Genomic DNA, 26,372 nt, shown 5'->3' with positions numbered 1-26,372 from the left:
CGTGGCCCCGGAACAGTCCCGGCAGCCGCTGGCCTCCCGCTCGGAGCTTGCCGCTGCAGGCAGGATCGTCGTCAAGGTCGGTTCGTCGTCGTTGACCTCCGTCTCCGGGGGTATCTCCGGCGAGGCCCTCGTGGGCCTCGCCGATGTCCTCGCCTCGCGGCGTACCGCCGGCACGGAGATCATCCTGGTGTCCTCGGGAGCGATCGCCGCGGGTCTGGCGCCCCTGGGCCTCGCCCGGCGACCGTCCCAGCTGTCCTCGCAGCAGGCGGCCGCGAGTGTGGGGCAGGGCCTGCTGATGGCCGAGTACTCGCAGGCATTCGCAGCGCACGGCGTCACGGTGAGCCAGATCCTGCTCACCGCTGACGACCTCATCCGGCGATCGCACTACGCCAACGCCCACCGGGCCATGGAGCGGCTCCTGAATTTCGGTGTCGTCCCCATCGTGAACGAGAACGATACGGTCGCAAGCCACGAGATCCGCTTCGGTGACAACGACCGCCTGGCGGCGCTCGTCGCCCACCTCGTCAAGGCGGATGCGCTCGTGCTCCTGTCCGACGTGGACGCGCTCTACGATGGTCCACCCGGTGCGGGCGCCAGCCGTATTCCGCTCGTCACCTCTCCTGCGGACCTCGACGGCGTGACCATCGGTCGCGCGGGCAAGGCAGGGGTCGGCACGGGCGGCATGGTCACGAAGGTAGAGGCTGCGACGATCGCTGCGTCCTCCGGCATCCCCGCCCTCGTCACGTCGACCGCCAACGCAGCCGCTGCGCTGCGCGGAGACGACATCGGCACCTGGTTCACGGCGACCGGCAAACGCCAGCCCATCCGATTGCTCTGGTTGGCGCACCTCGCGCGCGTCCTCGGCACCCTCGTGCTCGACGACGGTGCGGTGCGTGCGGTGGGGGAGCGCCGACGGTCCCTGCTGCCTGCCGGCGTGGTCGGCGTCTCCGGAGCCTTCGAGGCAGGCGATCCCGTGCAGCTCGTCGACGGGGACGGGACCGTGGTGGCGCGGGGCCTCGTCAACTACAGCTCGACGGAGCTTCCCCGCATGCTCGGACGCTCCACCCACGACCTGGCGGACGAGTTCGGCGCGGAGTACGAACGGTCCGTGGTGCACGTCAACGATCTCGTGGTGCTTCACGCCCCGGTCGTGTCATGAGGCGTCGTTCCGAGACCGCGAGAGCGACCGCTCGGTAGAATGCTGCAATGACCGACCTGAAGACCGAGCCCACGATCCGGAACGACAACGCCGAGGCATTGTCCCCGGATGAGCTCACCCGGGCTGTCCACGCCATCACGGACAGGGCCCGCGTGGCATCCCGCATCCTCGGCCGGGTCACCCGCGCCCGCAAGGATCGCGTCCTCCTCGCCATCGCCGACGCCCTCGTCTCCCGGCGCGACCTCGTACTGGCAGCCAACAGGTCCGACGTCGAGCGCGGGCGTGCCGCCGGCACCTCGGAGTACATGCTGGACCGGCTGAGCCTCGACCCCGAGCGCATCGGGCTCCTGGCGGACGCGCTCGCTCAGCTGGCAGGCCTCCCTGACCCCGTCGGCACCGCCGTTCGGGCGGAGACGTTGCCCAACGGCCTGCGCATGCGGCAGGTCCGGGTGCCCCTCGGTGTCGTCGCCGCCATCTACGAGGCGCGCCCCAACGTCACCGTGGACATCGTCGGGTTGGCGCTCAAGAGCGGGAACGCCGTCATTCTCCGCGGCGGCAGCGCGGCCGCGGCTACGAACGGCGCGCTCGTCGGAATCATCCGGGACACCCTCGAGGACCAGGGACTGCCCGACGACGCCGTCCTCACCATCGACGAGTTCGGCAGGGAGGGCGCCCAGGTGCTGATGCAGGCGCGCGGGCGGATCGACGTCCTGATCCCTCGGGGAGGGCGCGACCTCATCCAGTCCGTCGTGACCACGGCGCGCGTCCCCGTGATCGAGACGGGCGAGGGCAACGTGCACATCCTTCTCGACGAGAGCGCGGACGAGGAGATGGCCACCGACATCCTGCTCAACGCGAAGACGCAGCGCCCCAGTGTGTGCAACACGGTGGAGACGCTGCTCGTGCACCACCGATCGGCAGCGGCCCCCGGTGTCCTTGCGGCGCTCCTCCGCGCCGGCGTGACCCTCCACGTCGATGACCGCGCGAGGGCCCTGCTGCCCGAGGGCGCGGACGCGCCGTCCGCGACGGATGAGGACTGGGGTCGGGAGTACATGCAACTCGACCTCGCCGTCAGGACGGTCGACAGCGTCGGGGAGGCGCTCGAGCACATCCGGCGGTGGAGTACCGGCCACAGCGAGGCCATCATCACGAACAACCTGGCATCATCGGAGGAATTCGTCGCCGGCGTCGATTCCGCAGCCGTGCTGGTCAACGCGTCGACGCGGTTCGTCGACGGCGGTGAGCTGGGCCTCGGTGCCGAGGTCGGCATCTCCACCCAGAAGATGCATGCGCGCGGACCCATGGGACTGTCGGAGCTCACGACCACGAAGTGGATCGTGCAGGGCTCGGGTCAGGTCCGACGCTGACAGCTGTCGCGCGGCTGCCGGGGACGTGCACCATTGCGCGTACCATGGGAGGGAACTCTCGCGCCGGGCGGAAGCGGACCGGCGATACCTGACCTGACAGAGGAACCACGATGCTCTACTCCCTCGGCAGCGCACTGCTGGCGAACGAAGCCATGGAACACCACACCGAACTGCCGATGCCTGCCATCGCGTACGGGCTGATCGCCATGGGCATCCTGCTCACCCTCATGATCGTCACGGTGTCCTTCGCGAACGTCCGCAACCGGCACGAGGCCGTCGAGGAGCACACGGACCCGCACAAGCAGCACGCGAACAATCACGACCACGGCGAAGCGAACCGGCACTAGCGGTCTCGGTGGCAGCAGAGAGTATCGAACGGGACGTCATGGGCGGGCCCCGGCAGCGGCACCATGACGGGTCTCCGTGGCGCCTCGGCGTCATGGGCGGAACCTTCGACCCCATCCACCACGGCCACCTCGTAGCCGCGAGTGAGGTCGCATCGGTCTTCGACCTGGACGAGGTCGTCTTCGTCCCCACGGGCCAACCGTGGCAGAAGGCCGACAAGGACGTCACAGCTGCTGAGCACCGCTACCTGATGACGGTCGTCGCCACGGCATCCAATCCCAGCTTCACGGTGAGCCGGGTGGACATCGACCGGCCGGGTCCGACCTTCACGATCGACACCCTGCGCGACCTGAAAGTGGAGCGGCCCGACGCCCAACTGTTCTTCATCACGGGTGCCGACGCCATGGCGCAGATCCTCACGTGGAAGAACGCGGAGGAGCTGTGGTCCCTGGCCCACTTCATCGGGGTGACACGGCCGGGGCACGAGCTGAACGGCCGTGGGCGTGACGTGAGCCTGCTCGAGGTGCCGGCCATGGCGATCTCCAGCACGGACTGCAGGCGACGCGTCGGCGAGGAGAAGCCGGTCTGGTACCTCGTACCGGACGGTGTCGTGCAGTACATCGCCAAGCACCGGCTCTACCGGCGTGAGGTGCACCGCGGGGAGCGGCAACTTCCCGCATCGGACAACGACGAAGTCTTTCCCGCGGAAGGAAAGCACGGGGGTAACCCCACCTCCGTACAACAACCAACTGGGTGAATCAGCAATGAGCAAGGCAAACGACGACGCACCGCTCACAGGGTCATCTCCAGCGGACAGTGTCGAGTCACCGGGGCTCGACGTGACGCGCAGCGACACCACCGGTGTCCTCGAGGGCGCCTCCGAGCAGGCATCCGTCGACGGCGCATCGCGACGCAGCAGGCGGGCCGCGGAGGCACCCGTGGACGCCGTGCCCGAGCAGCGCAGGGAGCGCGAGTCGCAGGCCCGTGCGCGCAACCGGGAAGCGCTGAGGGCGTACCGCGCGCTGGCTGAGAGCCAGGCCGTCCAGGGCGAGGACGGCGCCCGCGTCGAGACTCCCACCCGTCGCCAGCTGCGGTTGCAGCAGGCTCAGACCCGCGCAGGGGCTCCGGAAATCGCCGAGGTCGATACGGCCGCGCAGGGTGCCCCATCCACCGCCCCCGGTGCAGTGGCCCGCGCCGAGGACGAAGCTGCCGGAGAGGAAGCCGGAGTTCCGTCGGCGGCGGTATCCGAAGGGCTCGCGGAAGTACTGCCAGGTGGGCCTGCAGCGAGTGCTGGGGATGTGCGGACGGGAGCTTCCGTGGCGCGTCCGTCCGGGGAGCCGTTGCCGGGGGGCCGCAGGGATCGGAGGCGGCAGCAGACCGCCCCGACGGTAGCGGTGCAGGCGGGAGCGGATCCGGCGAACACCACGACGGCGGACGCGCCGAAGGCCCGCAGCGTCGAGGACATGACCGTCGAGGAGGCGCTTGCAGCGCGGCAGGCGATCGTCGAGGACGCCCGGGAGCACGCGGCCGAGCTCAATGCCAGCGGCACGGATGATCCTTTCACCGTCAACCTGGAAGTCCTGTCGCAGCAGAAGGCCCTCGCCGAGCGGGCCGCCGTCCTGAACTCACGTGCGCGCCGCATGCAGGAGCTGTCCGAGCAGAACCAGCAGCGCAGACCGGCCGCGAATGACCCGACCGCTGCCCACAACCTGTCGATCGTCGCTCCGCCCGAGTTCGTGCGGGTGCCGGGTGCGGCGCAGTCGGTCCTGCGGGCTCCCTCGACCTCCCACGTACCCGTCGTGCTCCCGCGGCCGCGCCGGGCCCCGGCTGCACCGCCTGCCGCCCGCGAGGAACCCGCAGGTGCGGAGCGTGAGGAGGAGAAGGTCGACGGCGGCGAGGAGACGGAGCCGATCGAGGCCCGGAGCGCCTTCGGTCTCGAACCGCTCGACGCGATGACCGCGGGGCTCGGACGGCTCCGCCGGCTGCGCTACATCCAGTATTCGTTGCTCGGCGTGGGCGCAGGCGCCCTCACAACCGGGATAATAATGACAGTCAGCTCCCTCAATGGGTGAAACTGCTGGCCACACACAAGGAGATCAGTGAGCGCTACCGAACAGTCCATCGGCATTGCCCGCACAGCGGCACACGCCGCGGCGGACAAGATCGCCCAGGAAATCGTCGCCATCGACGTCAGTGACCGGCTTGCGATCACGGACGTCTTCGTGATCGCTTCCGCGCCGAGCGAGCGGCAGGTGAACGCCATCGTCGACGGCATCGAGGAGGAGTTGTCGAAGCAGGGTCTCAAGCCGGTGCGGCGCGAAGGTCGCAGCGAGGGCCGCTGGGTGCTTCTCGACTACGCCCAGGTGGTCGTCCACGTCCAGCATGAGGAGGATCGGGTGTTCTATGCGCTCGACCGGCTCTGGAAGGATTGCCCCTCGATCGATCTCCAGCTCGAGGGAGCGCTGCAGAGCTCACCGCAGGCCGCGTCCGACGACGCAGCGGAGTGACGCGGCACCCCCACGCCGATCCGGCTGCACGTCGCATCATCTTCTGGCGCCACGGGCGCACGGAGTGGAACCGGTCCGGGCGCTTCCAGGGCCAGGAGGACATCGACCTCGACGAGACAGGTCGTGAGCAGGCGGCACGTGCTGCGGAGGTGCTCGCGGCGCGTCAGCCTTCGCTGATCGTCGCGTCCGATCTGCGGCGGGCAGCGGATACCGCGGCCGCTCTGTCCGGACTCAGCGCACTGGAGGTCACCTATGACGTCCGGCTGCGCGAGACGAACGGTGGGCAGTGGCAGGGTCTGTCCTTCGCGGAGATCGACGAGAAGTTCGCCGAGGACAATGCCGCCTGGCGCGCGGGAGACCCCGAGGTGCGGGCAGGCGGAGCAGAGAGCCGCCTGGATGTGGGTCGGAGGATGCTCGCGGCCGTCACCGAGGCCGTCGAGCGCGTAGCGCCGTCGGAGACGCTCGTGGTCGTCAGTCATGGAGGTGCGATCCGGGCAGCCCTGGCAGCACTGATGGGGCTTCCGCCGAAGCGCTGGGGCGCCCTTGCCGGCCTCTCGAACTGCCACTGGTCGGAGGTCCACGAGGTGGTGGGCAGGGATGACGCGCTCTTCGGGTGGCAGCTGACCGAGCACAACGTCGGTCTCGGTTCGTTGCCGGTCGAGCCACTCGAGGGCTGAGGCGGAGGAGTCGGCCGATTTGGCGAAGTGGTCGAAATTTACTACACTAATCAAGTTGCTTCGGAGGGGTAAGACCTTCTGAGAGCAGTGAAGTACGGGGCTATGGCGCAGCTGGTAGCGCACCTGCATGGCATGCAGGGGGTCAGGGGTTCGAATCCCCTTAGCTCCACAACGAACCGCTGGACTACAGGGCGAAAGCCCTGGTCCGGCGGTTTTTTGTTGCCCTCAAAGGGCTCGTCCCGTAGCTGCGCCATGGTCCAGGGCGGTCGGCGAGCACCGATCCGGGGGGGGCTGGTCGAGCAGATAGGCACGAGCCTGCCGGCAGCCCTAGGCGGCCTCTTCCTGAGGAGCCGGGCTGCGGACGGGCAGCATCAAGACCTGAGCAGGCAGCTTCCCGCGCAGGGTCACCTGGATGGGTAGGGGAGGCATCAGCCGCCCCCGCTCGATGGTCTCGAGGGTTCGCCGGGACTGGGGGATGGGGGCCCCCGAGTCGGCGTCGTGGTACTCGCCCGGATGGGTGATCATGGTCTGCTGTCTCTCTTTGACGATGCACGAGTTGCGTGTGCAGGTACTTCGTTGCCGCTTGTGGCTGGGCCTTGTACGAGATCGGGCCTGCGGCAAGCAGGCCCGCAGTCCGCGTGAGGTACTGCCGGCCATCGACCACAGGCGCACGGACCGAGGCCACCGAGGTATCAGGCGCCGAGCATCCGGGCTGCCGCTGCCTCCGCCTCCAGCTGCTCGTCCGACAGGACGGTCCCCCGCAGGAACCCGCTGCGGCGAAGGAGAGCCCTGACTTCCTCCACGCTGTAGGGGTCGGGCCAGCGGCTGTGGACCACGACGTGGCAGCTGGGGCACAGCGGAATCAGATCCACCAGGGCGTCCGGGCTATAGGTCTCGTCGATGTGCGCGAGGGGAGTGATGAGATGTACCTGTACCAGGTCTGCCGCAGCCACGCCGTAGACCTGCTCGAAGTCGAGTCCGCAGGCATGGCAGGCGGATCCGCGATGGGCCAGCGCGACCCTGCGGAGATCCCCGTCATGCTCGAATGAATTGACGGCGATGCGGGTCACCGCCGAGGCCGGCAAGGCGCCGGGTACTGGAAAGACCGAAGCCGCCTCCGGCGCGTTGGCCTCCGCCCAGAGAGCGCGCAGTGCGGTCTCGGCCGAGCCGCTCACGACGAGCGCATCGAACTCCGTGGTGGCGAGCTCCGGAATGCGCTCGGCAACCAGATACATCCCGACCTGGTCGCCATGGGCCAGCAGCACGTCGACGTCGATGTCCAGGCGCACTTTACCCGTTGCCGTGCGTCCGCTGATGCCCGCCAGGGTGCCGTGCCCGATGAGTCCGCGCATTGCCTGCTGCCGGCCGACGACGAGAAACCAGACATCCATCCCCGGGTCGAGGGCTGCCGGGGAGGGAATTGTCCAGGCCCGCCGCAGCACACCTGCTTTCCTCACGGTCTGCATGTCGGCGGGATACGTGCCGGTCCACTGGGACTCGTCGGGGTTCCATGCAAGGATTACGGCCGCCATGCATCGAGTGTGCCATGCGCCCTTCCGGTGCGGCTTCCGTGCGGGGTCGGCGTCGGGCCGGTCGGCGGTGGGGGTGTCAGCCCTGCAGCAGCCAGCCCACGGCCTCGTCCCGATCGGTGAAGAACCGGGTCTCGATGGGAGACCTCACCGCGAAAGCGGTGAGGACGAGGTCGACGGCGTCCGAACCGAGGATGGCTATCCTCGGGGAGTGCCGGTAGGCAAGAACCGCGTCCCTCGCGTCGCGGGTGATTTCCCTCAGGCCGGAGACCTCGACCAGCAGGGGGAGATTCGGGCGTCCCCGGGCCTGGATGGCCGCGGCCGCAAGGTGATGTCGGCCCTATCGATGACGAGGTCCGGCTGCCAGCGGACATGCAGCATCCCGGCCAGGGCCCTGAGGGAGAACCGGCCGACGTCGTGGCCCTCCGGAGATCGGGGAGCACACCTGCGCATCAGTGCTGTGTGCATCGAGAAGAACCGCCTCATAGGCACCCGCGACGGCTTGTGGCCGCTGCCACGGGCTTCAGCTGAACCACCTCGCGGTGGCGGCCTCGCAAAGCGGAGCGGGCCAGTGTCCATTCGACGCCGAGCCCGGACCGGATGGTTCGGGGAGCCAGTACGATGTGGGGCCCTGTGTACCGACCCGGGGGCAGGCGCTGTGTCAGAGCATCCAACGCGGCTGGCCGTCCCACAGTCCGCGTTCGTCAAAGCTGTCGATGATGTGCCGGACGCCAGGGGCGAGAGCAGGAAGGCCGTCCTCGACAGCGATGAGCGGACCGTAGTGGCGCAGTTCTGCCATCTCGTTGGCGAAGTGCAGCGCGCGTGCATGGTCTGTGGTCAGCCCTGTTCCGCCGGCCGCAACGGCCTCGAGAGCCGCCTGCGCCTTCCCGAACAGGATCGCATGGGCCAGATCGGCAGCAGTGGTCTCCGGGTCCTGCGCCTCCGCGACGTCCCAGCCCGGCAGGATCCTGTCCTCCTTGAGGCGCACGCCCATCGTGTCCCACTCGTGTGCCATTGGATCCCCCGACGCTCGTCTGTCTGCTGACTCGAGGTTCCAGCGTCGCAGCCGCCCGCTGCGCCGACAAGACCGTCCGAACCCGATGTCGTGGTTGTTAGCCGTCCGTGACCTGCGTACCCGCACTCGTGCCGATGCTCCTGCCGTGCCAGACTGGACCGCATGTGTCCACGTTCCGCGGAGTCGCACCCGTCCTCCGACAGCCCCACTGACAGCACCCCGACGAAGCCCGGCACGGAGGATCGCCATCTCGCCGTCCGCCTCGATGACGCCTGGCTCCGCTTCCAGACGCGGCTTGCGATCCGGCGGGGACGAGTGGAGACCGTCATCCCGTACACCGGGTACGGGACGACGTCGTGGGTGCGCGTGCTGGCACGTGTGGTCCTCAGCGACCCGAGGGATACGGGCCGCGGTACGGATGCAGGCCCCCTGAAGCCTCTGCAGGAAGGCATGCGGGGTTGGCGGAACTTCACGAGCGCGCCCGTGGCCCACGCCGTCGTGCACGTCACCATCGGTGACACGGTGCACGACGTCGTCGCGGACCGCGGCGGCGTCGTCGACGCGCGGATCCCCGTCACCCTGGAAGCCGGCTGGCACGACATAACCCTGCACTCGGGTGGCTCGCGGATCGTCGAAGCGCCCGTGAGGATCGTCGCCGACGGAACCGATTTCGGAGTGGTGTCCGACATCGATGACACCGTGATGGTCACGGCGCTGCCTCGGCCGTTCCTCGCGGCCTGGAACACGTTCGTCCTGGACGAGCATGCAAGAACGCCCACCCCCGGCATGGCTGTGCTGTACGAGCGGATCGTTCGGACTCTTCCGTCGGCCCCCGTGCTCTACCTCTCGACGGGTGCCTGGAACGTCGCGCCCACGCTGTCGCGATTCCTCTCCCGTAACCTCTACCCCGCGGGGCCGAAACTGCTGACCGACTGGGGCCCCACGCGTGATCGTTGGTTCCGTAGCGGGCAGGATCACAAGAGAACGTCCCTGGAGCGGCTGGCTGAGGAATTCCCGCACATGAAGTGGCTGCTGGTGGGCGACGACGGCCAGCACGACGAAGCCATCTACTCCGAGTTCGCCCAGCGCCACCCGCAGAACGTCCGGGCGATCGCGATCCGCCAACTGTCCGTGGGCGAGGCTGTGCTCGCGGGCGGCCGTTCGAAGACAGGAGTGCAGCCGACACCGGGCATCCCGTGGATCTATGCCCCGGACGGCGCGGGGATGTCGGACGAGCTCGAGAAACTCGGCATCATCGAGAGCGACGTCCGCTCCGCCGACGTCCCCGAAGAGACCGACGGTATCGAACCCGCGTAGCCGCTCAGGGATTGCGCCAGGCGCCCGACGATCAGCACGTACGAAGAGGAACCATGCCGCCACCGACCTACCCGGCGCTCTCCTACGAGCTGTACCCGCCGCGGAATGCCGCGGCCGAGGACTCGCTCTGGACGACGATCCGGCGCCTGGAGCCGACGCGCCCTGATTTCGTATCGGTCACCTACGGTGCGGCCGGCAGCAACCAGGAGACCGCGATCGATCTCCTCCGCCGCCTCCTGACGGAAACCAGCCTCAGGCCGCTGGCACACCTCACATGCGTCGGCAGCAGCAGGGGTGAGCTCGAGGCGATCGTCGACCGGCTCATCGGCGGTGGTGTCCGCGGCATCCTCGCGCTTCGCGGTGATGCTCCGGACGGCAGCGAGACGCATCCCGGCGAGCTCCAACACGCGGACGAGCTCGTGCGGCTGATCCGGGACGTCGAAGCGAAGCGGTCCGCCCAGCTCGCAGCGGGCAGGGTCTCGGTGGGCGTCGCCGCATACGCGACACGGCACCCGGATTCCCCGAGCGTGGAGCAGGACATCCAGGTCCTTCTGGCCAAGGAGGGCGCGGGGGCCGACTTCGCCATCACCCAGGTCTACTTCCAGCCCGACGACTACTCGGGCCTGGTCAGCCGGGCCCGCGACGCAGGGGTCACGATCCCGATCATTCCCGGCGTCGTGCCGATGACGAGCACACGACGGCTCACGAAGCTGAGCGAGCTCGCCGGTATCGGCGTCGACCAAGCGCTGTGGTCACGCCTGGAGGGCGCGCGCACGGACGCCGAGCGCCGCAGGATCGGCGTCGCGGCAACCGTGGACCTGGCACGGACGGCGCTTGCCGACGGCGCTCCGGGGATCCACCTGTACACCTTCAACGAGCACTCGGCGGCTCTCGACGTTCTCGACGCGCTGGATCTCAAGCGCCCGCCGGAGGCCGGTCTCGCGGCATCGATGTAGTGATCGATGGAGAGGCGGACATCGCGCCGGGGTCATGCGCCGGCACCGGTCGTCGAGCGCTCGGGTCAGCGGGCTCTGGCTGCCGCACGTCCCAGGCTCGCCGCGGTTCCGGCCACGGCAGGAACCGCCGCCTTCAGCTTGTCGGTGAAGACCACGGCCCCGACGCCGACGAGCGCCGTGCCGAGGATGGTGCGCTGCGCCGTGCGTCGTCGTCCGCTCCAGCCGCCCGGCACCGCTGCGTTGGCGGGGTCGAGCGAGGGGCCGTACAGGTTGCCGGTGGAGTCCTCGGCCGGCTCCTTCTTCGACAGGTGGGTGTGTTCGACCTGGTGCGCCATCACCCTCTCGATACGGCCCGGCATCAGGCGGTGCTGGCGCACCATCGAGCGACCGATGCGTCCGACGGCGACCTCGCGGACCGGCGCTTCGACGACGTCGAGGATCGCCTTCGCGACGCGGTCCGCGCTGTAGACCGGGGGCATCGCCACGGCGCGCCGGCCGGTGTAGTTCGCCGCATGGTTGAAGAAGGGGGTGTCGATGGTGGGCGGAAGGACGGTGCACACGTGGATGCGCTTCTTCCGGTCGAGCTTCAGCTCGGACCGCAGGCTCACGCCCAGAGCGCGCACCGCGGCCTTCGACATCGAGTAGGCGGACGTATAGGGCTGGGGGATCTCGCCGACGATCGACGCGACGTTCACCAGGACGCCGCTGCCCTGGTCCTGCATGCGCTCGAGCGCGGCGCGTGCCCCGTAGACGTAGCCCATGACATTGACGTCGATGACGCGCTCGAAATCGCGCAGGGGTACCTCGAGGAACGGCGAGAAGAAGGAGACGGCGGCGTTATTGACCCAGACATCGATGCGCCCGAACTCCTCGACCGCCCTGCTCGCGAGTTCCTGCACGGCCTCGTACTCGGACATGTCTGTAGGTACCGCGATGGCGCGGGAACCCAGGGCGGTGCACTCCGCGACGAGGGTCTCGAGGGCCTCCACGCGTCGGCTGGCCAGTACCAGATGGGTCCGACGGCGGGCGAAGCGGAGCGCGGTCGCACGGCCGATGCCGCTCGCCGCTCCGGTGATGACGACGACGCTGTTCCTGATCCGCACTGAGCTCCTCCTCGGTTCGTCCCTCGTCGGGCGTGACCGCCCGCACCTGACCCGAACGTACGGACACAGACCGAGCACATGCAACGGGAATCCACCGCTGGGGAGTGGGTGCGTATCCCTAGGCGGTGTGCTTGGGTCCGATGCTCTGGCTCCGGAGGATATCGGCCAGCTGATCCATGAAGAGGCGCACGCGGGCGTCGTCTGCGTCGCCTGTCCGCAGGGCGAAGATGCTGCGCGCGAGACGGATCTCGGGCACGTCGAGCGACACTACCCCGTCGGGCCTGTTGATCATTGCGAGTTCGGGCACCAGCGCTGCTCCGAGGCCGGCTGCTGTCAGTTCGAGGCTCGCGTTGAAATCGTCGCAGTAGGCGGAGATGCGCGGGTGCAGGTTGCAGCTGGCGAAGAGCCGTTCGATGACCGTTGCATCCGCGGTGCCGGGGTGGTGCATGATCCACGGCATGTCGGCAAGCTGGTCGGCTGTGACCCGGGAGCCGCTGCGGATACCCCAGCTCGCGGGCAGGATGACACGGAAGTCGTCGTCGCCGATCCACTGGCGGCTGAGCGTCGACGGCCAGGCGAGCCCGGCCTGCCCCACCTGGTAGACGAGCGCGAGGTCGAGATCGCCACCCGTGCGCAGCCCCTGGATCGCATGGGCGGGTTCCCCGACGAAGACACGCAGGGAGACTCCCAGCCGCTGCCACTCCGGCATCCGCAGCAGCCGGGGGAGTGCGAACGTCGCCAGGCTGGGGAAGATGCCGAGCCGCAGCTCGTGCGCAGGCCCGGACCCGGCGCGGGCGGTGGAGGCCAGGAGTGCGTCGATGTCCGTCAGGACCTTCGACGCATGGCGGGACATGGCGACGGCCGCGTCCGTAGGAACGGCGCTGCGGGCCGATCGGGTGAAGAGTGTGGCACCGGTGTCACGCTCGAGGGCGGACATCTGTTGCGATACTGCGGAGGCGGTGTACCCGAGGCTGGTGGCCGCGCCGCTGAACGATCCATGACGGATCACCTCGAGCAACGTCCGAAGGTGGATCGGGTTCACCACGTAGCACTCTCCAAGTCCTTTGATTCCTCCGCCCAGTCTTCTACACCCGACCACCGCGACACGCCCACAAACCGCGACACGAGGGTTTCTCGGCCTGTGTGGAAGTACTCCACAGCGTGTGGACCGCTGCTCCGAAACGACCCCTTAGCGGCTGGATTCCGGGCTTTCCGAGGAGCCCCGTCTGTGGACATCGTGTGGACTACCAGTCCCAGTAATGACATACTTGTAATACATCATCTTGGGGTCTGTCTCATCCGGCCGCACTAGATGTAGTATCGAAGGACAGAACAGCCGCTGGACGGCATGGGCCCTTCAGGCGCAGGAATCCCCGGATCTCCTCCCCCTATCCAGGGTTACGCGCCACTCATGACACAGCACGACAGCAGTAGAGGAACAGGGGACTAGAACATGACCGTCACGGTTTACACGAAGCCGGCTTGCGTACAGTGCAACGCCACGTATCGCGCTCTGGACAAGAAGGGCATCGCCTACCAGAGCGTCGACATCACCGAGGATCCAGCCGCCCTCGAGCGGGTCCGCTCCATGGGCTACCTGCAGGCTCCCGTCGTCATCACGGACAGCGACCACTGGTCCGGGTTCCGTCCTGACAAGATCAGTGCCCTCGCCGACTCCGCCGTCAGTTCGGTAGCCTGAACGGTTCCCGTCAGGGATTCCGCCGTCGGGGCATCAGGGATGACCACCATCGCTGTGGAAGACCGACCCACCTCGACTCATCCGGCCGAGGCCGGGGAGGCGGAGGGGCCCGTCACCGACGCCTCGCTGATCTACTTCTCGTCCGTCTCCGACAACACCCATCGCTTCGTGGAGAAGCTGGGGGTCCGGGCCGCCCGCATGCCTCTGCTCACCAGGGAGCCGACGCTGCGGGCGCTGAAGCCCTACGTGCTGGTCCTCCCGACCTACGGAGGGATCACCGGTAAGGGCGCAGTGCCACGTCAGGTCGTCAAATTCCTGAACAACAAGCAGAACCGCAGCCTCCTCAGAGGGGTCATCGGGGCCGGGAACACCAATTTCGGTGAGACCTATTGCCTTGCCGCCGACATCGTCGCAGCCAAGTGCGATGTCCCCGTGCTGTACAGATTCGAAGTCATGGGCACGTCCGAGGACGTAGACCGAGTAACCAAAGGATTGGAAGAGTTTTGGACATGAGTGTTGCAGAGACGGAGACGGGCGCACCCGCAGCCGCAGTGGACCGCTTCAAGGACATGGGCTATCACGAGCTCAACGCGATGCTCAACCTGTACGGGCCGAACGGAGAGATCCAGTTCGACGCCGACCGGGAAGCCGCGCACCAGTACTTCCTGCAGCACGTCAACAACAACACGGTGTTCTTCCACGACCTGGAGGAGAAGCTCGACTACCTCGTGAAGAACGAGTACTACGAGCGTGAAACGCTCGACCAGTACACGATGAACTTCATCCGCGACCTCTACAAGCGCGCGTACTCCAAGAAGTTCCGCTTCGAGACGTTCCTCGGTGCCTTCAAGTTCTACACCTCGTACACCCTGAAGACGTTCGACGGCAAGCGGTACCTCGAGCGCTACGAGGATCGCGTGTGCATGGTTGCCCTGCACCTGGCCCGCGGCAACGAGCAGCTCGCCGAGCAGATGGTCGACGAGATCATCGACGGCCGCTTCCAGCCCGCCACCCCGACCTTCCTGAACGCCGGCAAGCGCCAGCGGGGTGAGCTCGTCTCCTGCTTCCTGCTGCGCATCGAGGACAACATGGAGTCGATCGGACGGTCGATCAACTCGGCCCTCCAGCTCTCCAAGCGCGGCGGCGGCGTCGCGTTCGCCCTGACCAACATCCGCGAGGTCGGTGCGCCGATCAAGCAGATCGAGAACCAGTCCTCCGGCGTCATCCCCGTGATGAAGCTCCTCGAGGACAGCTTTTCCTACGCCAACCAGCTCGGTGCCCGCCAGGGCGCCGGCGCGGTCTACCTGCACGCGCACCACCCGGACATCAACCGCTTCCTCGACACCAAGCGCGAGAACGCGGACGAGAAGATCCGCATCAAGACGCTGTCCCTCGGCGTCGTCGTCCCCGACATCACGTTCGAGCTCGCCAAGCGCGACGAGGACATGTACCTGTTCTCCCCGTACGACGTCGAGCGCGTCTACGGCATGCCCTTCTCCGACATCTCGGTCACCGAGAAGTATTACGAGATGGTGGATGACGCCCGGATCAAGAAGACCAAGATCAAGGCGCGCGAGTTCTTCCAGACCCTCGCGGAGATCCAGTTCGAGTCCGGCTACCCGTACATCATGTTCGAGGACACCGTGAACCGGGCCAACCCGATCGACGGCAAGATCATCATGTCCAACCTGTGCTCCGAGATCCTCCAGGTCTCGCAGCCCACCACGTACAACGAGGACTTGTCCTACGACTCCGTGGGCAAGGACATCTCCTGCAACCTCGGGTCGCTGAACATCGCGAAGACCATGGACTCGCCGGACTTCGGCCGGACCATCGAGACCGCGATCCGGAGCCTCTCGGCGGTCTCGGACATGAGCCACATCAGCTCGGTCCCTTCGATCGCCGCCGGTAACGACGCCTCGCACGCCATCGGCCTCGGCCAGATGAACCTCCACGGCTACCTCGCCCGTGAGCGCGTCCACTACGGCTCGGAAGAGGGCCTGGACTTCACGAACATCTACTTCTACTCCGTGGTGTACCACTGCATCCGGGCATCGAACCTGATGGCCATCGAGACCGGCCGGAGGTTCGCCGGATTCGAGCGTTCCAAGTACGCGAGCGGAGAGTTCTTCGACAAGTACACCGAGCAGGTGTGGGAGCCGGCGACCGCCCGTGTGCGTGAGCTGTTCGCCGACGTGCACATCCCGACGCAGGAGGACTGGCGTGTGCTGAAGGCCTCGGTCATGGAGCACGGCATCTACAACCAGAACCTCCAGGCTGTGCCGCCGACGGGCTCGATCTCGTACATCAACAACTCGACGTCCTCCATCCACCCGGTGGCGTCGAAGATCGAGATCCGCAAGGAAGGCAAGATCGGCCGCGTGTACTACCCGGCGCCGTACCTCACGAACGACAACCTGGAGTTCTACCAGGATGCGTACGAGATCGGCTTCGAGAAGATCATCGACACGTATGCCGCGGCGACGCAGCACGTGGACCAGGGCCTGTCCCTGACGCTGTTCTTCAAGGACACCGCCACCACGCGTGACATCAACAAGGCCCAGATCTACGCCTGGCGCAAGGGCATCAAGACGGTCTACTACATCCGTCTCCGCCAGCTCGCGCTCGAGGGCACCGAGGTCGAGGGCTGCGTCAGCTGCATGCTGTAGCACCTAAAATTGTCAGGTCGGGCCTTGCGCCCGGCCTGGCGAACAGGCTCGACCCGGATCACCGGCATTACTTACACCCAGACAAGGAACACACCATGAGCGAGAAGCTGAAGCTCGTTGATCAGGTCCAGGCCATCAACTGGAACCGTATCCAGGATGACAAGGACGTCGAGGTCTGGAACCGCCTGGTGAACAACTTCTGGTTGCCGGAGAAGGTGCCGCTGTCCAACGACGTCCAGTCGTGGGCCACGCTGACGCCCGAGGAGCAGCAGCTCACCATGCGCGTCTTCACCGGCCTGACGCTGCTCGACACGGTCCAGGCGACCGTCGGTGCCGTGAGCCTCATCCCCGATGCAGTCACGCCCCACGAGGAAGCCGTCCTCACGAACATCGCCTTCATGGAGTCGGTGCACGCCAAGAGCTACTCCTCGATCTTCTCCACGCTGGCCTCCACCAAGGAGATCGACGAGGCGTTCCGCTGGTCCACGGAGAACGTGAACCTGCAGAAGAAGGCGCACATCGTCACGGACTACTACCGCGGTGACGATCCCCTGAAGCGCAAGGTCGCCTCGACGCTGCTCGAGTCGTTCCTGTTCTACTCCGGCTTCTACCTGCCGATGTACTGGTCTTCGCGTGCCAAGCTCACGAACACTGCGGACCTCGTACGCCTGATCATCCGTGATGAGGCCGTGCACGGGTACTACATCGGCTACAAGTTCCAGCGCGGTCTGGAGAGCGCGACGCCGGAACGCCGCCAGGAGATCAAGGACTACACCTTTGAGCTGCTCTTCGAGCTGTACGAGAACGAGGTCCAGTACACGCATGATCTGTACGACTCCGTGGGCCTGGCCGAGGACGTCAAGAAGTTCCTGCACTACAACGCCAACAAGGCGCTCATGAACCTGGGCTACGAGGCAATGTTCCCGTCGTCGGTCACGGACGTGAACCCAGCCATCCTCTCGGCGCTGTCCCCGAACGCCGACGAGAACCACGACTTCTTTTCCGGCTCGGGCTCCTCGTACGTCATCGGCAAGGCCGTGAACACTGAGGACGAGGACTGGGACTTCTAGTCCTTTCTCGTCCCGCTCGCCGCTGCCCGAGAGGCCCCGCACGCCCAGGCGTGTGGGGCCTCTCGTGTTCCGCTGGCTGATTCAGTCAGGTCAGCCAGTCCCACCACCGCGAGGTTCTGGGGTGTGGTGACGCTTCGGGTTCGGGTTCCGCTCCCAGCGCCTGCGCGGCGTGCGCTAGGTCCTCCGACGTCAGCATCATCACTTCCTCCCGATCGAGGTCGTCGAGGCTTCGGTCCTCGTTGAGCGACAACCTCAGCGCCTGGCGATTGAGCGCCTGCTCGAAAAGCGTGCGGGCAAAGCGCGCGTTGCCGGAGTCCTCGCCGGAGTGAAGGCCGGCGAGGATGCTTCGCAGGGTCTGCTCCGCGCTCGGCTCCAGGATGTACTCGTGCTGGGCGAGCATCTGGTGGAAGATCGTCTGGAGCGCATCGACGGAGTAGTCCGGGAAGGTGATCTCGCGGGCGAACCGCGAACGCAGGCCCGGGTTGGAGAGCAGGAACGCCTCCATCAGTCGAGGGTAACCGGCCACGATGACCACCAGGCGGTGCCTGTGATCCTCCATCCGCTTCAGCAGGACCTCGATCGCCTCCGGGCCGAAATCCATCCGGCCATCCTCCGGTGACAGGGCGTAGGCCTCGTCGATGAAGAGGACGCCGTCCAACGCCTTCCGGATCACCCGGTCCGTCTTGATGGCGGTTGCGCCCACGTACTGCCCGACCAGGCCCGACCGGTCGACCTCGACCAGATGGCCCTTCTGCAGCAAGCCGACCGCGCGGTACATCTCGGCCAGGAGCCGCGCCACGGTGGTCTTGCCCGTGCCCGGGTTCCCCAGGAACACCAGATGCTGTGAGGTGGCGACCTCCGGCAGTCCGTGCGCCTTGCGCCGGGCCTGCACCTGGAGCAATGCCACGAGCGCCCGCACCTGTTCCTTCACGCTGTCGAGCCCCACCAGCGCGTCGAGTTCGGCCTGTACCTCGGCGAGCGGACGGGCAGGACCGGGCCGCGCGCCGATGAGGTCACCCACCAGGTCGTCCACCCGCTCCGAACCGGGCAGCTTGAGTTGCTCGGCGAGGTGGCCGAGCGTTTCGCGCAGGTCATCGAGCGGATTGCGGCTGGCAGCCATGCTCTCTCCTTGGACGACATCTGGTCCGCGACCGGAAGATCCGCGGTGGTTCGATCAGGTGCTGGGCATGCTTTCGGTAGTGCGCCACAACTGTAGCCCCACGGTGAAGGCGCTGGCAGCTTAGTTCACGCCGCACCGCGTCACCGTGCGCGGAGCAGAATGATCGGCCCTCTTTCCGCCCAGCGACGCAGCGAGCCCGGACGGCATGCCGTCCCGGTTCCCTCGCACCCCTGCTCGGCTTCGAAGTCGATGGCTGTCCTCCAGCGTTCCGCGGACTTATAACCCGCCGGCATGGAAGTTGGGTCGGCGCGTTGCAACGGAACTGAACCCGTGGAAGCAACACCGACGGATATACAGTGCACTGAGGATTACCACGCGTCCTGTGCCGGTCTGCGGCCCCTCGTGGAGCGGGCGTGGCTGCGTGCCTCACTCCTGCAGAAAGTTCCGCACTCGAGATCGGGGAGTTCCATGGATTCGGCATTGTCCTCCGTGCGTGATCAGGTGTTCCGGCGCAATCCGGGTGAGACGGAGTTCCATCAGGCCGTCGTCGAGGTGTTCGATTCGCTGGGTCCGGTGTTGAAGAAACACCCCGAGTTCGTGGACGCTGCGGTGCTGGAGCGGCTGTGTGAACCGGAACGGCAGATCATCTTCCGGGTTCCCTGGGTGGACGATGCGGGAGTCGTGCAGATCAACAGGGGGTTCCGGGTCGAGTTCAATTCCGCTCTCGGCCCCTTCAAGGGGGGCCTGCGCTTCCACCCGTCCGTGTACCTCGGGATCGTGAAATTCCTCGGGTTCGAGCAGGTTTTCAAGAACGCGCTCACCGGCATGCCGATCGGCGGAGGCAAGGGCGGCTCCGACTTCGATCCCAAGGGCAGGTCCGACGGTGAGGTGATGCGGTTCTGCCAGTCATTCATGACCGAGTTGTATCGGCATATCGGTGAGTACACGGACGTTCCCGCGGGCGACATCGGTGTGGGGGGCCGCGAGATCGGCTATCTCTTCGGGCAGTACAAGAGGGTCACCAATCGGTATGAGTCCGGAGTGCTCACGGGTAAGGGAATCAGTTGGGGTGGCTCCCTGGTTCGCCCGGAAGCGACCGGCTACGGCGCAGTCCTGTTCGCCCGGGAGATGCTCAAGACCAGGGGACTCGACCTCGAGGGACAACGCGTCATCGTCTCCGGCTCGGGCAATGTCGCCGTCCATGCCATCGCCAAGGCGCAGCACTTCGGTGCGACGGTCGTCGCCTGTTCCGATTCCTCCGGATATGTCATCGACGAGGCCGGTATCGACGTCGCGCTCCTTCGCGAGGTCAAGGAGAACGAGCGAGCGCGCATCTCCGAGTACGCGCGGCGGCGGGGACCCGGTGCCGAGTTCGTGGAACGAGGTTCGATCTGGGACGTAGGTGCAGCGGTGGCCCTGCCCTGCGCCACGCAGAACGAACTCGACGAGGATGCTGCGGCGTCGCTCGTCAAGGCAGGAGTGGTCGCGGTGGCGGAGGGGGCGAACATGCCCTGCACGCCCGAGGCCGTGCAGGGGTTCCAGCAGGCCGGCGTCCTGTTCGGGCCGGGCAAGGCCGCGAACGCCGGCGGCGTCGCGACCTCGGCCCTGGAGATGCAACAGAACGCCAGCCGTGATTCCTGGTCCTTCGAGCACACCGAACAGCGACTGACGGAGATCATGGTGGGTATCCATGACCGGTGCGCGACGACCGCCGACGAATACGGGGTGCCCGGTGACTATGTCGCGGGGGCGAACATCAGCGGCTTCGTCAAGGTAGCGGACGCCATGCTCGCACTCGGAGTCATCTGACTCCCTGTTGCGCACAGCGCGCGGAACTGTTCCTGCAGACGCACGGCACGCAGTGCTATGAATCGGTCCCTCGCTGCTGCCTGCCCTGCTCGAGACCGCGGCCGATGACGCGTGCTGCTTCCGGGTAGGCGCCCGGGTTGGGTCCGGAGTAGGTGAGGCGGATAAATGGTCCTGTGGGCTCGGCCGGGAACCAGTCGTCGCCGGGCGCGATGAACACGCCCTGTGCTTCGCAGTCCCGCACCAGGCGTGCGAGGTCTGTTCCGTCCGGAAGCCGCAGCCATAGATGCAGACCTCCCGGTGGGAGGGCTGTGAGCTGGGCGAGCGGCGCATAGGTGGCGAGACTGTCGACGAGGAAGTCCCGGCGTGACCGTAAGCTCTCGCGCAGGCCGCGAAGGTGGGTCTGCCAGCCGGGCTGCGTGACGATGTCCAGGGCCGCAGCCTGGAGTATTCCGCTGACGTACATGGACGCTGCGGCGCGGTCGGCGATGATGCGCTCGCGGGCCGGCCCGCGAGCGACTATTGCGGCGATCCGCAGCGCGGGCGAGACGCTCTTCGTGAGCGAGCGTATGTACACGACATGCCCGTCATCATCGTGCGCAGCCAGAGGCGTGGAGCTGGTCGAGATCCCGAAATCGTGCGCCCAGTCGTCCTCGATGAGGAAGGCACCGTAGGTTCTGGCGACGTCGAGTATCTGCAGCGCTGCGTCAGCGGGCCATTGCGCGCCGGTCGGGTTGGCGTAATTCGGTTGGGTGTAGAAAGCTCGCGCGCCGGTCTCCTCGAAGGCGCGGGCGAGAGCGTCCGGGTCCGGGCCGGTGGGCCCGGAAGGGATCGGGACAACGCGCACGCCCGCCTGTGCAGCGGCGAGGATGGCGCCCCAATAGCTGGGCGATTCGATCAGCAACGGCTGACCGGCCGTGACCAGAGCGCGGAAGACGGAACTGAGTCCGCTCTGACTGCCCGGAAGGACGATCACATTGCTCGACGTCGGCGGGGTCACGCCCACCGGCGTGAGCTCTGCCAGCTCCGACGCGAACCACGATTGCAGAGCCGGGAGGCCCGACGCGGGGGAGCGCGACAGGGCCGCTTCGCTACGGCCCGCCCTGGCGAGTGCCGCCCTGACCAGTCGCCCCGGAAGAAGGTCGCGCTCCGGGTACCCCTCGTGCAGTGCTATCGCATCAGCTGTCGCAGCCCGCATGGTCGCCGGCGACGACTGCAAGCGGTTGGGTGGTGACCCCAACGCCGCCGTCTGCCAGCCGAAGTCGAGCGGACGTGCCGTGCGGATGGCCCGGACGAAGGTGCCGACGCCAGGCCTGCTCTCGATCAGGCCGGAGGCGGAGAGGACACGCAGCGCTTTCTGCACCGTGACCGGACTGGCTTCGTACCGTGCCACCAGCGAGCGCGTCGAAGGCAGCCTTGCGCCCGCGGGAGCTGCTGCAATCCACTCGCGCAGAGCCGTGACGATCCTCGAACTGCTATCGTTGGTCATGAAGCCGCATAATAGCGCTACCCTGCTTCCGGCCACCCTGCTATCGTCCACACGATCGGGTCTCGCCTGGGGCCTCCTCGGTGTAACTGCCTTCTCGTTCACGGTTCCTTTCACCCGCGTCGCCGTCGGAGGTCTGTCACCCCTCTTCATCGGTTCGGGTCGGGCGGTCGTGGCTGCCGCTCTCGCAGTCGCCGCTCTCTCCCTCACTCGGCAACGTCTCCCGTCCGGAACGCAGTGGCTGCGGCTCGGCGTCGTCGCCTGCGGAATCGTGATCGGGTTCCCCCTGCTGACCTCCTTCGCCCTGACGACCGCACCCGCGAGCCACGGGGCCGTCGTCATCGCCCTCCTGCCGGCGGTTACTGCTGCCATGGCCGTCGTCAGGGGGAGGGAACGGCCACCCGCCTCGTTCTGGCTGGTGGCGCTCCTGGGCGCCGTCGTGGCGGTTGTCTTCGCGACACTGCACGAAGGAGGACTCGCCCAACCCGCCCTGTCCGATCTGCTGCTGTTCGGTGCCGTGATCGCTGCCGCGACCGGCTATGCCGAGGGCGGCCTGCTCGCCCGGGAACTCGGCGCGTGGCAGACCGTGTCGTGGGCCCTGGTGGTCGCCTCACCGATCATGGTCGTGCTGACGGTCACGGCCGTGCTGCAGCAACCGCAGGTCGGCACCCCGATCGAATGGGCGTCCTTCGCCTACCTCGCCGTCGTCAGCATGTTCCTCGGCTTCTTCGCCTGGTACCGCGGCCTCGCCATCGGACCGATAGCGCGGGTCAGCCAGGTGCAACTGATCCAACCCGTGCTGAGTATCCTGTGGGCCGCACTCCTGCTACGCGAGGAACTGTCGTGGCATACAGTCCTCGGTGGAGCCGCCGTCGTGGTCTGTGCGGGGATCGCCGTCCGCACGCGCTCGACACGTCCGGCCGGGACTCCTGTTCCGGACATTCCTGACCCCGGTCAGGCCGGGGTGATGTGTCGGGAGGGTATGGGGCTCGAGTAGACCACGCTGGTCGTGATACCGCCGAGGGTCGCGAGCCGGCCCGTGATGCGCTCGAGATCGCGCATCGAGCGGGCGAGTACCTTGATGATGAAACAGTCGGCGCCGGTGACGTGATGGGCCTCGATGATCTCGGGCAGCGAGGCGACCAGGTCGTGGAAGGGCTTGTAGTTGCCGGTGGGGTAGGCCAATCGCACGAACGCGGTCACGCTGTACCCGAGGGCTTCGGGATCCACGGTGACAGAGTAGCCCGTGATCACGCCGGCATCGGTCAGACGCCTCACCCGATCGCCCGTCGCGCTCGGCGACAGGTTGATGGAGCGGGCCAGCTCCGCGACGCTCGCCCGTCCGTCCTGCTGCAGATGGCCGATGATCGCGTGATCGGTGGAATCGAGATCGATCCGTGGGTTCGAGGGCATACGGCAGAATCTACCGTCGAAAACGGCGCCGGCGCCGCGCTACTCCGTCGGTAGGGCGTTCCCGCCGAGCGACAGAAGCGCTTCGATGGAACCATGACTCCTTTCCTCTCTGCCGCTGACTACTTCGCTGCCAAGCTCGCGTACGAAACCGACCCGACGGACCTGGCTGCTGACCGGGCTTCCGGGTCTGCACCCCTCGTGATCGACACCCGTTCCGCTGCGTCATGGAGTCAGGGCCGCATCCCCGGCGCCGTCCACATTCCGAACTCAGAGCTCGAAGCGCGTATCGGGGGCTTCGCGTCCACGATGGATGCTGCGATCGTCGTCTACTGCTGGGGACCCGGCTGCAACGGCAGCACTCGTGGTGCCCTGATTCTTGCGTCGATGGGCTACACGAACGTCCGCGAACTCATCGGTGGCTTCGAGTACTGGGCGCGCGAAGGCTTCGCGACCGTGAGCGACGACGGCCGTGGACGCAGGGCGCCGGACCCGCTCACTGCGCCCCTCCCACCGTCGGCGTGAACAGCGTCAGTGCTCCTCAGTGCCCCGCAGTGTCCGGCATCCCCTACACAGGCGCGGGACGAGCCGGGAAAGGGATCCGGTCCAGGTCCGATGCCGCGACCACCGTCGTCGATCCTGCGCTTGCTCGCGCCTGCTGCGCAAGTATCCCGACGTCGTCGTACCGCGACGAGAAGTGGGTCAGCACGAGTGTGCCCGCCCCGCCGCTGCCCGCAAGTGCTCCCGCCTCTCCGGCCGTCAGGTGCAGGTACTGGTCGGCGAGCGCTGCATGGTCGTTGCTGAAAGTACTCTCGGCCACCAGCAAATCGCAGCCCTCGGCCAGGGCGAAGGCTCCGTCGCACACCGCGGTGTCCATGACGAAGGCGAAGCTCCGCCCCGGTCGGGGGACGCTCACCTCGTCGAGGCCGACGGAACCCAGCCGTCCATCGCGCTGCAGGCGCCCGACGTCGGGCCCGGAGATGCCGGAAGCGGCAAGCCGGCCGGGAAGGAACGTCCGCCCGTCCGGCTCCTTCACCCGGTACCCATACGCCTCGATGCGGTGGCGCAGCGGAAGGACTTCCATCCCGGGTGCGATCGGACCGGCGGTGCCGTGAGGGTGCAGGTGCAGGTCCAGCCCGGGGGTCGCGAGCGACACGAGCGCCCGCACCACGTCCTCACCCGACGCGGGATAGTGCAGATGCACGGGGTGCGCGACGCCGTCGAGCACCATCCGCGAGAGCACGCCGGGCAGCCCGTAGCAGTGGTCGCCGTGGACATGTGTCAGGCAGATCCGCGTGATCTTCGTACCCGACACCCCGGCGTGGATCATCTGGCGCTGGGTACCCTCGCCGGGATCGAACAGGATGCCCTCGCGCTCCCACCGCAGGAAGTAGCCGTTGTGGTTGCGGGTCCGGGTGGGCACTTGTGACGCCGTGCCGAGGATGACGAGCTCACGCATGACCAAAGTCTTGCATCGCCGGTGCCGGGCCGGCTCGGGCGGACTCGAGTGGACCGCGCCCCACGGCAGGCGAAAGAATGGGTAGGCGTCCCTGTATCAGGGCAGGGCCGGCGCGGAGCAGGGGAGCGCGCATCGATGAAGGAGCATGATCGCGTGGAACAGCAAGCGCAACCGGCGGTGCCCGGGCTGTCGGCGGCACGCCCGGGCCCACGAGCTTGGAAGGAGGGCACGTGGAACACACCATCCCGGGAACTCGTCCCCGCCGCCCTGGTGTCGCTCGCGGGGTTCACCCTGTTCGTGCTCCACCAGCCCTTGATCGGCTACCCACTGCTGGCCGTCGCGCTGGTGGCGGCAGCTGCCGTCAACAGGGCACTCTTCCGGGACCTCCTGCTCATCGCGTTCAGCCTCGCCGTGATGAGCCTCGTGCCGATCACGACGGACATCAGCGTGGAACACATGGCGATCATGGGCGCGGCGATGATCCTCGCCGTCGGGGTCCCCTACACGGTCTCCCGGTTCGCCTATCGCGACCACGCCATCACCTTCCCCGTCCGTACGGGCCAGAAGTGGACCCGCGCGGAGAAGTGGTACCTGCCCGCCGTCGTCGTCATCGGCTACGCCCTCCTTCCGGTGTACATGCTGGGGACCGGCGTCTACACGAACTGGCCCGCGGCATCTGCGCCGGACGAGATCGCGCGACTGTTCGTCGGCACCAACGGCCTGGGCATCTGGGACGAGCTCTTCTTCATCTGCACCGTGTTCGCACTCCTGCGCAGGCACCTTCCCATGGCCCAGGCCAATGTCCTTCAGGCCGTGCTGTTCACCTCGTTCCTCTGGGAGTTGGGCTTCCACGCCTGGGCACCGCTGTTCATCTTCCCGTTCGCGCTCCTGCAGGCGTTCATCTTCACGCGCACCCGCTCCCTCTCCTACATCATCTGCGTCCACCTCCTGTTCGACTTCGTCCTGTTCCTCGTCCTCCTCCACGCCCACAACCGGGCCTGGATCGACATCTTCCTCTACTGACCAACCGACGAACCGACGAATCCATGAGCAGCGCCCCGGTGAGTGACCCCGCCGAGTTCATCGACGAGTCCCTGCAGTACGAGAGCTCGTGGGAACGCGCGGAGGACCACCAACGGCGGTACGGGGCGGGGCTCGAGTACTACGGCGCGTCCGTGGGCGCCGTCCGCGGCGCCGTCCGCAACGCCGAACGCCGGTATCCAGGCCTCGGGCACGACGACGTCACAGCGCTCGCCGCCGAGCTCTGGGCCCGGCCGGTGTTCGAACGCCGGTTGGCGGCAGTCGTGCTGCTGCAGTCGTTCGTGCCGCTGTTGCGCCACTCCGACCTCACGCGGATCGAGGGCTTCCTCCGATCGGCCCAGGTTCCGGATCTCGTGGATCCCCTCGCGATCGACGTCGTCGGAACACTGCTCCTGAGGCTTAAGGACCCGGATGCCGCGCGTGCACGCACCGTCGTCGACCGCTGGGCCGCTGCGGAGGAAGCCCTGCTCCGCCGCGCGGCCGTGCTTGTGCACCTGCCTGCTTTCCGGGCGGGCGAGGGCGACGACGCCGCCTTCCGGCGGACCGTCCGCCTGGTCTCGAGCGCGCGGCAGGGCCGCTTCCCCACGGTGGAGGACGCCATTGCGTTGGTGCGGGGGAGCGGCGCGGGCTGACGGTA

The 26,372-nt window shown here is 67.2% G+C and carries 27 protein-coding genes and 1 tRNA gene; 19 read left to right on the top strand and 9 right to left on the bottom strand.

What is annotated here, in order from left to right; all coding sequences use genetic code 11:
* Position 1: 1 nt before the first annotated feature.
* The 8 genes from proB (at position 2) to CXQ96_RS07470 (ending at position 6,224) form a co-directional block, all read left to right on the top strand.
* Positions 2-1,159, top strand: a complete 1,158-nt coding sequence (proB, locus tag CXQ96_RS07505) for a glutamate 5-kinase (RefSeq protein WP_104117417.1) — start codon at positions 2-4, stop codon at positions 1,157-1,159.
* A 47-nt stretch (positions 1,160-1,206) separates the two neighbouring features.
* Complete coding sequence (locus CXQ96_RS07500) at positions 1,207-2,526, top strand: glutamate-5-semialdehyde dehydrogenase (protein WP_104117416.1); 1,320 nt, start codon at positions 1,207-1,209, stop codon at positions 2,524-2,526.
* Between the two features lie 110 nt (positions 2,527-2,636).
* Entirely contained in the window at positions 2,637-2,873 is a 237-nt protein-coding gene (locus CXQ96_RS07495; protein WP_104117415.1) for a hypothetical protein, read from the top strand.
* Between the two features lie 38 nt (positions 2,874-2,911).
* Positions 2,912-3,628 carry a nicotinate-nucleotide adenylyltransferase gene (nadD, locus tag CXQ96_RS07490; protein ID WP_258058955.1) on the top strand — a complete coding sequence of 239 codons (717 nt, stop codon included), beginning with the start codon at positions 2,912-2,914 and terminating at the stop codon, positions 3,626-3,628.
* 7 nt (positions 3,629-3,635) lie between these two features.
* Positions 3,636-4,943, top strand: coding sequence for a hypothetical protein (locus CXQ96_RS07485; protein WP_104117414.1), 1,308 nt, complete (start codon positions 3,636-3,638; stop codon positions 4,941-4,943).
* A 27-nt stretch (positions 4,944-4,970) separates the two neighbouring features.
* Positions 4,971-5,378, top strand: a complete 408-nt coding sequence (gene rsfS / locus CXQ96_RS07480; protein ID WP_104117413.1) for a ribosome silencing factor — start codon at positions 4,971-4,973, stop codon at positions 5,376-5,378.
* Complete coding sequence (locus CXQ96_RS07475) at positions 5,375-6,055, top strand: histidine phosphatase family protein (protein WP_104117412.1); 681 nt, start codon at positions 5,375-5,377, stop codon at positions 6,053-6,055. The genes rsfS and CXQ96_RS07475 overlap by 4 nt, the downstream gene beginning before the upstream one ends.
* A 96-nt stretch (positions 6,056-6,151) precedes the next feature.
* Positions 6,152-6,224, top strand: a tRNA-Ala gene (locus tag CXQ96_RS07470).
* Between the two features lie 158 nt (positions 6,225-6,382).
* Here CXQ96_RS07470 and CXQ96_RS07465 read toward each other — a convergent pair.
* The 3 genes from CXQ96_RS07465 to CXQ96_RS07455 all read right to left on the bottom strand — a co-directional run bounded on the left by CXQ96_RS07465 (position 6,383) and on the right by CXQ96_RS07455 (position 8,599).
* On the bottom strand, positions 6,383-6,580 hold the full coding sequence (locus CXQ96_RS07465) for a hypothetical protein (RefSeq protein WP_104117411.1): 198 nt from the start codon (positions 6,578-6,580) through the stop codon (positions 6,383-6,385).
* A 167-nt stretch (positions 6,581-6,747) separates the two neighbouring features.
* Positions 6,748-7,587 (bottom strand): hypothetical protein, encoded by an 840-nt coding sequence (locus tag CXQ96_RS07460; RefSeq protein WP_104117410.1) that lies wholly within the window; start codon positions 7,585-7,587, stop codon positions 6,748-6,750.
* 658 nt (positions 7,588-8,245) lie between these two features.
* Complete coding sequence (locus CXQ96_RS07455; RefSeq protein ID WP_104117409.1) at positions 8,246-8,599, bottom strand: hypothetical protein; 354 nt, start codon at positions 8,597-8,599, stop codon at positions 8,246-8,248.
* A gap of 162 nt (positions 8,600-8,761) precedes the next feature.
* Between CXQ96_RS07455 and CXQ96_RS07450 the strand changes: the two genes are divergently transcribed.
* Together CXQ96_RS07450 and CXQ96_RS07445 are read left to right on the top strand one after the other, a co-directional pair.
* Entirely contained in the window at positions 8,762-9,916 is a 1,155-nt protein-coding gene (locus CXQ96_RS07450; protein WP_104117408.1) for an App1 family protein, read from the top strand.
* Between the two features lie 53 nt (positions 9,917-9,969).
* Positions 9,970-10,872, top strand: coding sequence for a methylenetetrahydrofolate reductase (locus CXQ96_RS07445; protein ID WP_104117407.1), 903 nt, complete (start codon positions 9,970-9,972; stop codon positions 10,870-10,872).
* 65 nt (positions 10,873-10,937) lie between these two features.
* Here the strand turns inward: CXQ96_RS07445 and CXQ96_RS07440 are convergent, their stop codons facing one another.
* Together CXQ96_RS07440 and CXQ96_RS07435 are read right to left on the bottom strand one after the other, a co-directional pair.
* Complete coding sequence (locus tag CXQ96_RS07440) at positions 10,938-11,975, bottom strand: SDR family oxidoreductase (RefSeq protein WP_104117406.1); 1,038 nt, start codon at positions 11,973-11,975, stop codon at positions 10,938-10,940.
* Positions 11,976-12,093: 118 nt separating this feature from the next.
* Positions 12,094-13,020: a LysR family transcriptional regulator gene (locus tag CXQ96_RS07435; protein WP_104117405.1), complete on the bottom strand. Its 927-nt coding sequence runs from the start codon at positions 13,018-13,020 to the stop codon at positions 12,094-12,096.
* 408 nt (positions 13,021-13,428) lie between these two features.
* Between CXQ96_RS07435 and nrdH the strand changes: the two genes are divergently transcribed.
* The 4 genes from nrdH (at position 13,429) to nrdF (ending at position 17,413) form a co-directional block, all read left to right on the top strand.
* Positions 13,429-13,674 carry a glutaredoxin-like protein NrdH gene (gene nrdH / locus CXQ96_RS07430; RefSeq protein WP_104117404.1) on the top strand — a complete coding sequence of 82 codons (246 nt, stop codon included), beginning with the start codon at positions 13,429-13,431 and terminating at the stop codon, positions 13,672-13,674.
* Positions 13,675-13,713: 39 nt separating this feature from the next.
* Positions 13,714-14,187, top strand: a complete 474-nt coding sequence (gene nrdI / locus CXQ96_RS07425; protein ID WP_104117403.1) for a class Ib ribonucleoside-diphosphate reductase assembly flavoprotein NrdI — start codon at positions 13,714-13,716, stop codon at positions 14,185-14,187.
* Positions 14,184-16,343: a class 1b ribonucleoside-diphosphate reductase subunit alpha gene (gene nrdE, locus CXQ96_RS07420; protein ID WP_104117402.1), complete on the top strand. Its 2,160-nt coding sequence runs from the start codon at positions 14,184-14,186 to the stop codon at positions 16,341-16,343. Before nrdI ends, nrdE begins: the two co-directional genes overlap by 4 nt.
* 95 nt (positions 16,344-16,438) lie before the next feature.
* A complete protein-coding gene (nrdF, locus tag CXQ96_RS07415; protein ID WP_104117401.1) occupies positions 16,439-17,413 on the top strand; it encodes a class 1b ribonucleoside-diphosphate reductase subunit beta in 975 nt (324 codons plus the stop codon).
* Between the two features lie 85 nt (positions 17,414-17,498).
* On the opposite strand, the gene CXQ96_RS07410 is transcribed toward nrdF, so the two are convergent.
* Positions 17,499-18,533 carry an AAA family ATPase gene (locus CXQ96_RS07410; RefSeq protein ID WP_104117400.1) on the bottom strand — a complete coding sequence of 345 codons (1,035 nt, stop codon included), beginning with the start codon at positions 18,531-18,533 and terminating at the stop codon, positions 17,499-17,501.
* A gap of 468 nt (positions 18,534-19,001) precedes the next feature.
* Between CXQ96_RS07410 and gdhA the strand changes: the two genes are divergently transcribed.
* A complete protein-coding gene (gene gdhA, locus CXQ96_RS07405; protein WP_104117399.1) occupies positions 19,002-20,342 on the top strand; it encodes an NADP-specific glutamate dehydrogenase in 1,341 nt (446 codons plus the stop codon).
* Between the two features lie 55 nt (positions 20,343-20,397).
* On the opposite strand, the gene CXQ96_RS07400 is transcribed toward gdhA, so the two are convergent.
* On the bottom strand, positions 20,398-21,828 hold the full coding sequence (locus CXQ96_RS07400) for a PLP-dependent aminotransferase family protein (protein WP_104117398.1): 1,431 nt from the start codon (positions 21,826-21,828) through the stop codon (positions 20,398-20,400).
* Here CXQ96_RS07400 and CXQ96_RS07395 point away from each other — a divergent pair.
* Positions 21,827-22,822, top strand: coding sequence for a DMT family transporter (locus CXQ96_RS07395; RefSeq protein ID WP_104117397.1), 996 nt, complete (start codon positions 21,827-21,829; stop codon positions 22,820-22,822). The genes CXQ96_RS07400 and CXQ96_RS07395 overlap by 2 nt on opposite strands.
* Here CXQ96_RS07395 and CXQ96_RS07390 read toward each other — a convergent pair.
* On the bottom strand, positions 22,780-23,238 hold the full coding sequence (locus CXQ96_RS07390; protein WP_104117396.1) for an Lrp/AsnC family transcriptional regulator: 459 nt from the start codon (positions 23,236-23,238) through the stop codon (positions 22,780-22,782). The two genes, CXQ96_RS07395 and CXQ96_RS07390, sit on opposite strands and share 43 nt — an antisense overlap.
* A 93-nt stretch (positions 23,239-23,331) precedes the next feature.
* Here CXQ96_RS07390 and CXQ96_RS07385 point away from each other — a divergent pair, with 93 nt between their 5' ends.
* Complete coding sequence (locus tag CXQ96_RS07385; RefSeq protein WP_104117395.1) at positions 23,332-23,760, top strand: rhodanese-like domain-containing protein; 429 nt, start codon at positions 23,332-23,334, stop codon at positions 23,758-23,760.
* Positions 23,761-23,803: 43 nt separating this feature from the next.
* Here the strand turns inward: CXQ96_RS07385 and CXQ96_RS07380 are convergent, their stop codons facing one another.
* Positions 23,804-24,694 (bottom strand): ribonuclease Z, encoded by an 891-nt coding sequence (locus tag CXQ96_RS07380; RefSeq protein ID WP_104117394.1) that lies wholly within the window; start codon positions 24,692-24,694, stop codon positions 23,804-23,806.
* Positions 24,695-24,961: 267 nt separating this feature from the next.
* On the opposite strand from CXQ96_RS07380, the gene CXQ96_RS07375 reads away from it, so the two are divergent.
* Entirely contained in the window at positions 24,962-25,717 is a 756-nt protein-coding gene (locus CXQ96_RS07375; RefSeq protein WP_181036400.1) for a CPBP family intramembrane glutamic endopeptidase, read from the top strand.
* Between the two features lie 23 nt (positions 25,718-25,740).
* Positions 25,741-26,367, top strand: a complete 627-nt coding sequence (locus CXQ96_RS07370) for a DNA alkylation repair protein (RefSeq protein WP_258058933.1) — start codon at positions 25,741-25,743, stop codon at positions 26,365-26,367.
* The last annotated feature ends 5 nt before the right edge of the window (positions 26,368-26,372 follow it).

The sequence above is a fragment of the Arthrobacter sp. B1805 genome (assembly GCF_002929745.1).
Classification (GTDB): Bacteria; Actinomycetota; Actinomycetes; order Actinomycetales; family Micrococcaceae; genus Arthrobacter_D.
This window is presented reverse-complemented; position numbering and strand designations above follow the sequence as displayed.

Coding starts and splice junctions, on each gene's coding strand:
- CXQ96_RS07500 (WP_104117416.1), top strand. CDS start 1,207: ATGACCGACCTGAAGACCGAGCCCACGATCCGGAACGACAACGCCGAG.
- CXQ96_RS07495 (WP_104117415.1), top strand. CDS start 2,637: ATGCTCTACTCCCTCGGCAGCGCACTGCTGGCGAACGAAGCCATGGAA.
- nadD (WP_258058955.1), top strand. CDS start 2,912: ATGGGCGGGCCCCGGCAGCGGCACCATGACGGGTCTCCGTGGCGCCTC.
- CXQ96_RS07485 (WP_104117414.1), top strand. CDS start 3,636: ATGAGCAAGGCAAACGACGACGCACCGCTCACAGGGTCATCTCCAGCG.
- CXQ96_RS07465 (WP_104117411.1), bottom strand. CDS start 6,580: ATGATCACCCATCCGGGCGAGTACCACGACGCCGACTCGGGGGCCCCC.
- CXQ96_RS07460 (WP_104117410.1), bottom strand. CDS start 7,587: ATGGCGGCCGTAATCCTTGCATGGAACCCCGACGAGTCCCAGTGGACC.
- CXQ96_RS07455 (WP_104117409.1), bottom strand. CDS start 8,599: ATGGCACACGAGTGGGACACGATGGGCGTGCGCCTCAAGGAGGACAGG.
- CXQ96_RS07450 (WP_104117408.1), top strand. CDS start 8,762: ATGTGTCCACGTTCCGCGGAGTCGCACCCGTCCTCCGACAGCCCCACT.
- CXQ96_RS07445 (WP_104117407.1), top strand. CDS start 9,970: ATGCCGCCACCGACCTACCCGGCGCTCTCCTACGAGCTGTACCCGCCG.
- nrdH (WP_104117404.1), top strand. CDS start 13,429: ATGACCGTCACGGTTTACACGAAGCCGGCTTGCGTACAGTGCAACGCC.
- nrdI (WP_104117403.1), top strand. CDS start 13,714: ATGACCACCATCGCTGTGGAAGACCGACCCACCTCGACTCATCCGGCC.
- nrdE (WP_104117402.1), top strand. CDS start 14,184: ATGAGTGTTGCAGAGACGGAGACGGGCGCACCCGCAGCCGCAGTGGAC.
- nrdF (WP_104117401.1), top strand. CDS start 16,439: ATGAGCGAGAAGCTGAAGCTCGTTGATCAGGTCCAGGCCATCAACTGG.
- CXQ96_RS07410 (WP_104117400.1), bottom strand. CDS start 18,533: ATGGCTGCCAGCCGCAATCCGCTCGATGACCTGCGCGAAACGCTCGGC.
- gdhA (WP_104117399.1), top strand. CDS start 19,002: ATGGATTCGGCATTGTCCTCCGTGCGTGATCAGGTGTTCCGGCGCAAT.
- CXQ96_RS07395 (WP_104117397.1), top strand. CDS start 21,827: ATGAAGCCGCATAATAGCGCTACCCTGCTTCCGGCCACCCTGCTATCG.
- CXQ96_RS07400 (WP_104117398.1), bottom strand. CDS start 21,828: ATGACCAACGATAGCAGTTCGAGGATCGTCACGGCTCTGCGCGAGTGG.
- CXQ96_RS07390 (WP_104117396.1), bottom strand. CDS start 23,238: ATGCCCTCGAACCCACGGATCGATCTCGATTCCACCGATCACGCGATC.
- CXQ96_RS07385 (WP_104117395.1), top strand. CDS start 23,332: ATGACTCCTTTCCTCTCTGCCGCTGACTACTTCGCTGCCAAGCTCGCG.
- CXQ96_RS07380 (WP_104117394.1), bottom strand. CDS start 24,694: ATGCGTGAGCTCGTCATCCTCGGCACGGCGTCACAAGTGCCCACCCGG.
- CXQ96_RS07370 (WP_258058933.1), top strand. CDS start 25,741: ATGAGCAGCGCCCCGGTGAGTGACCCCGCCGAGTTCATCGACGAGTCC.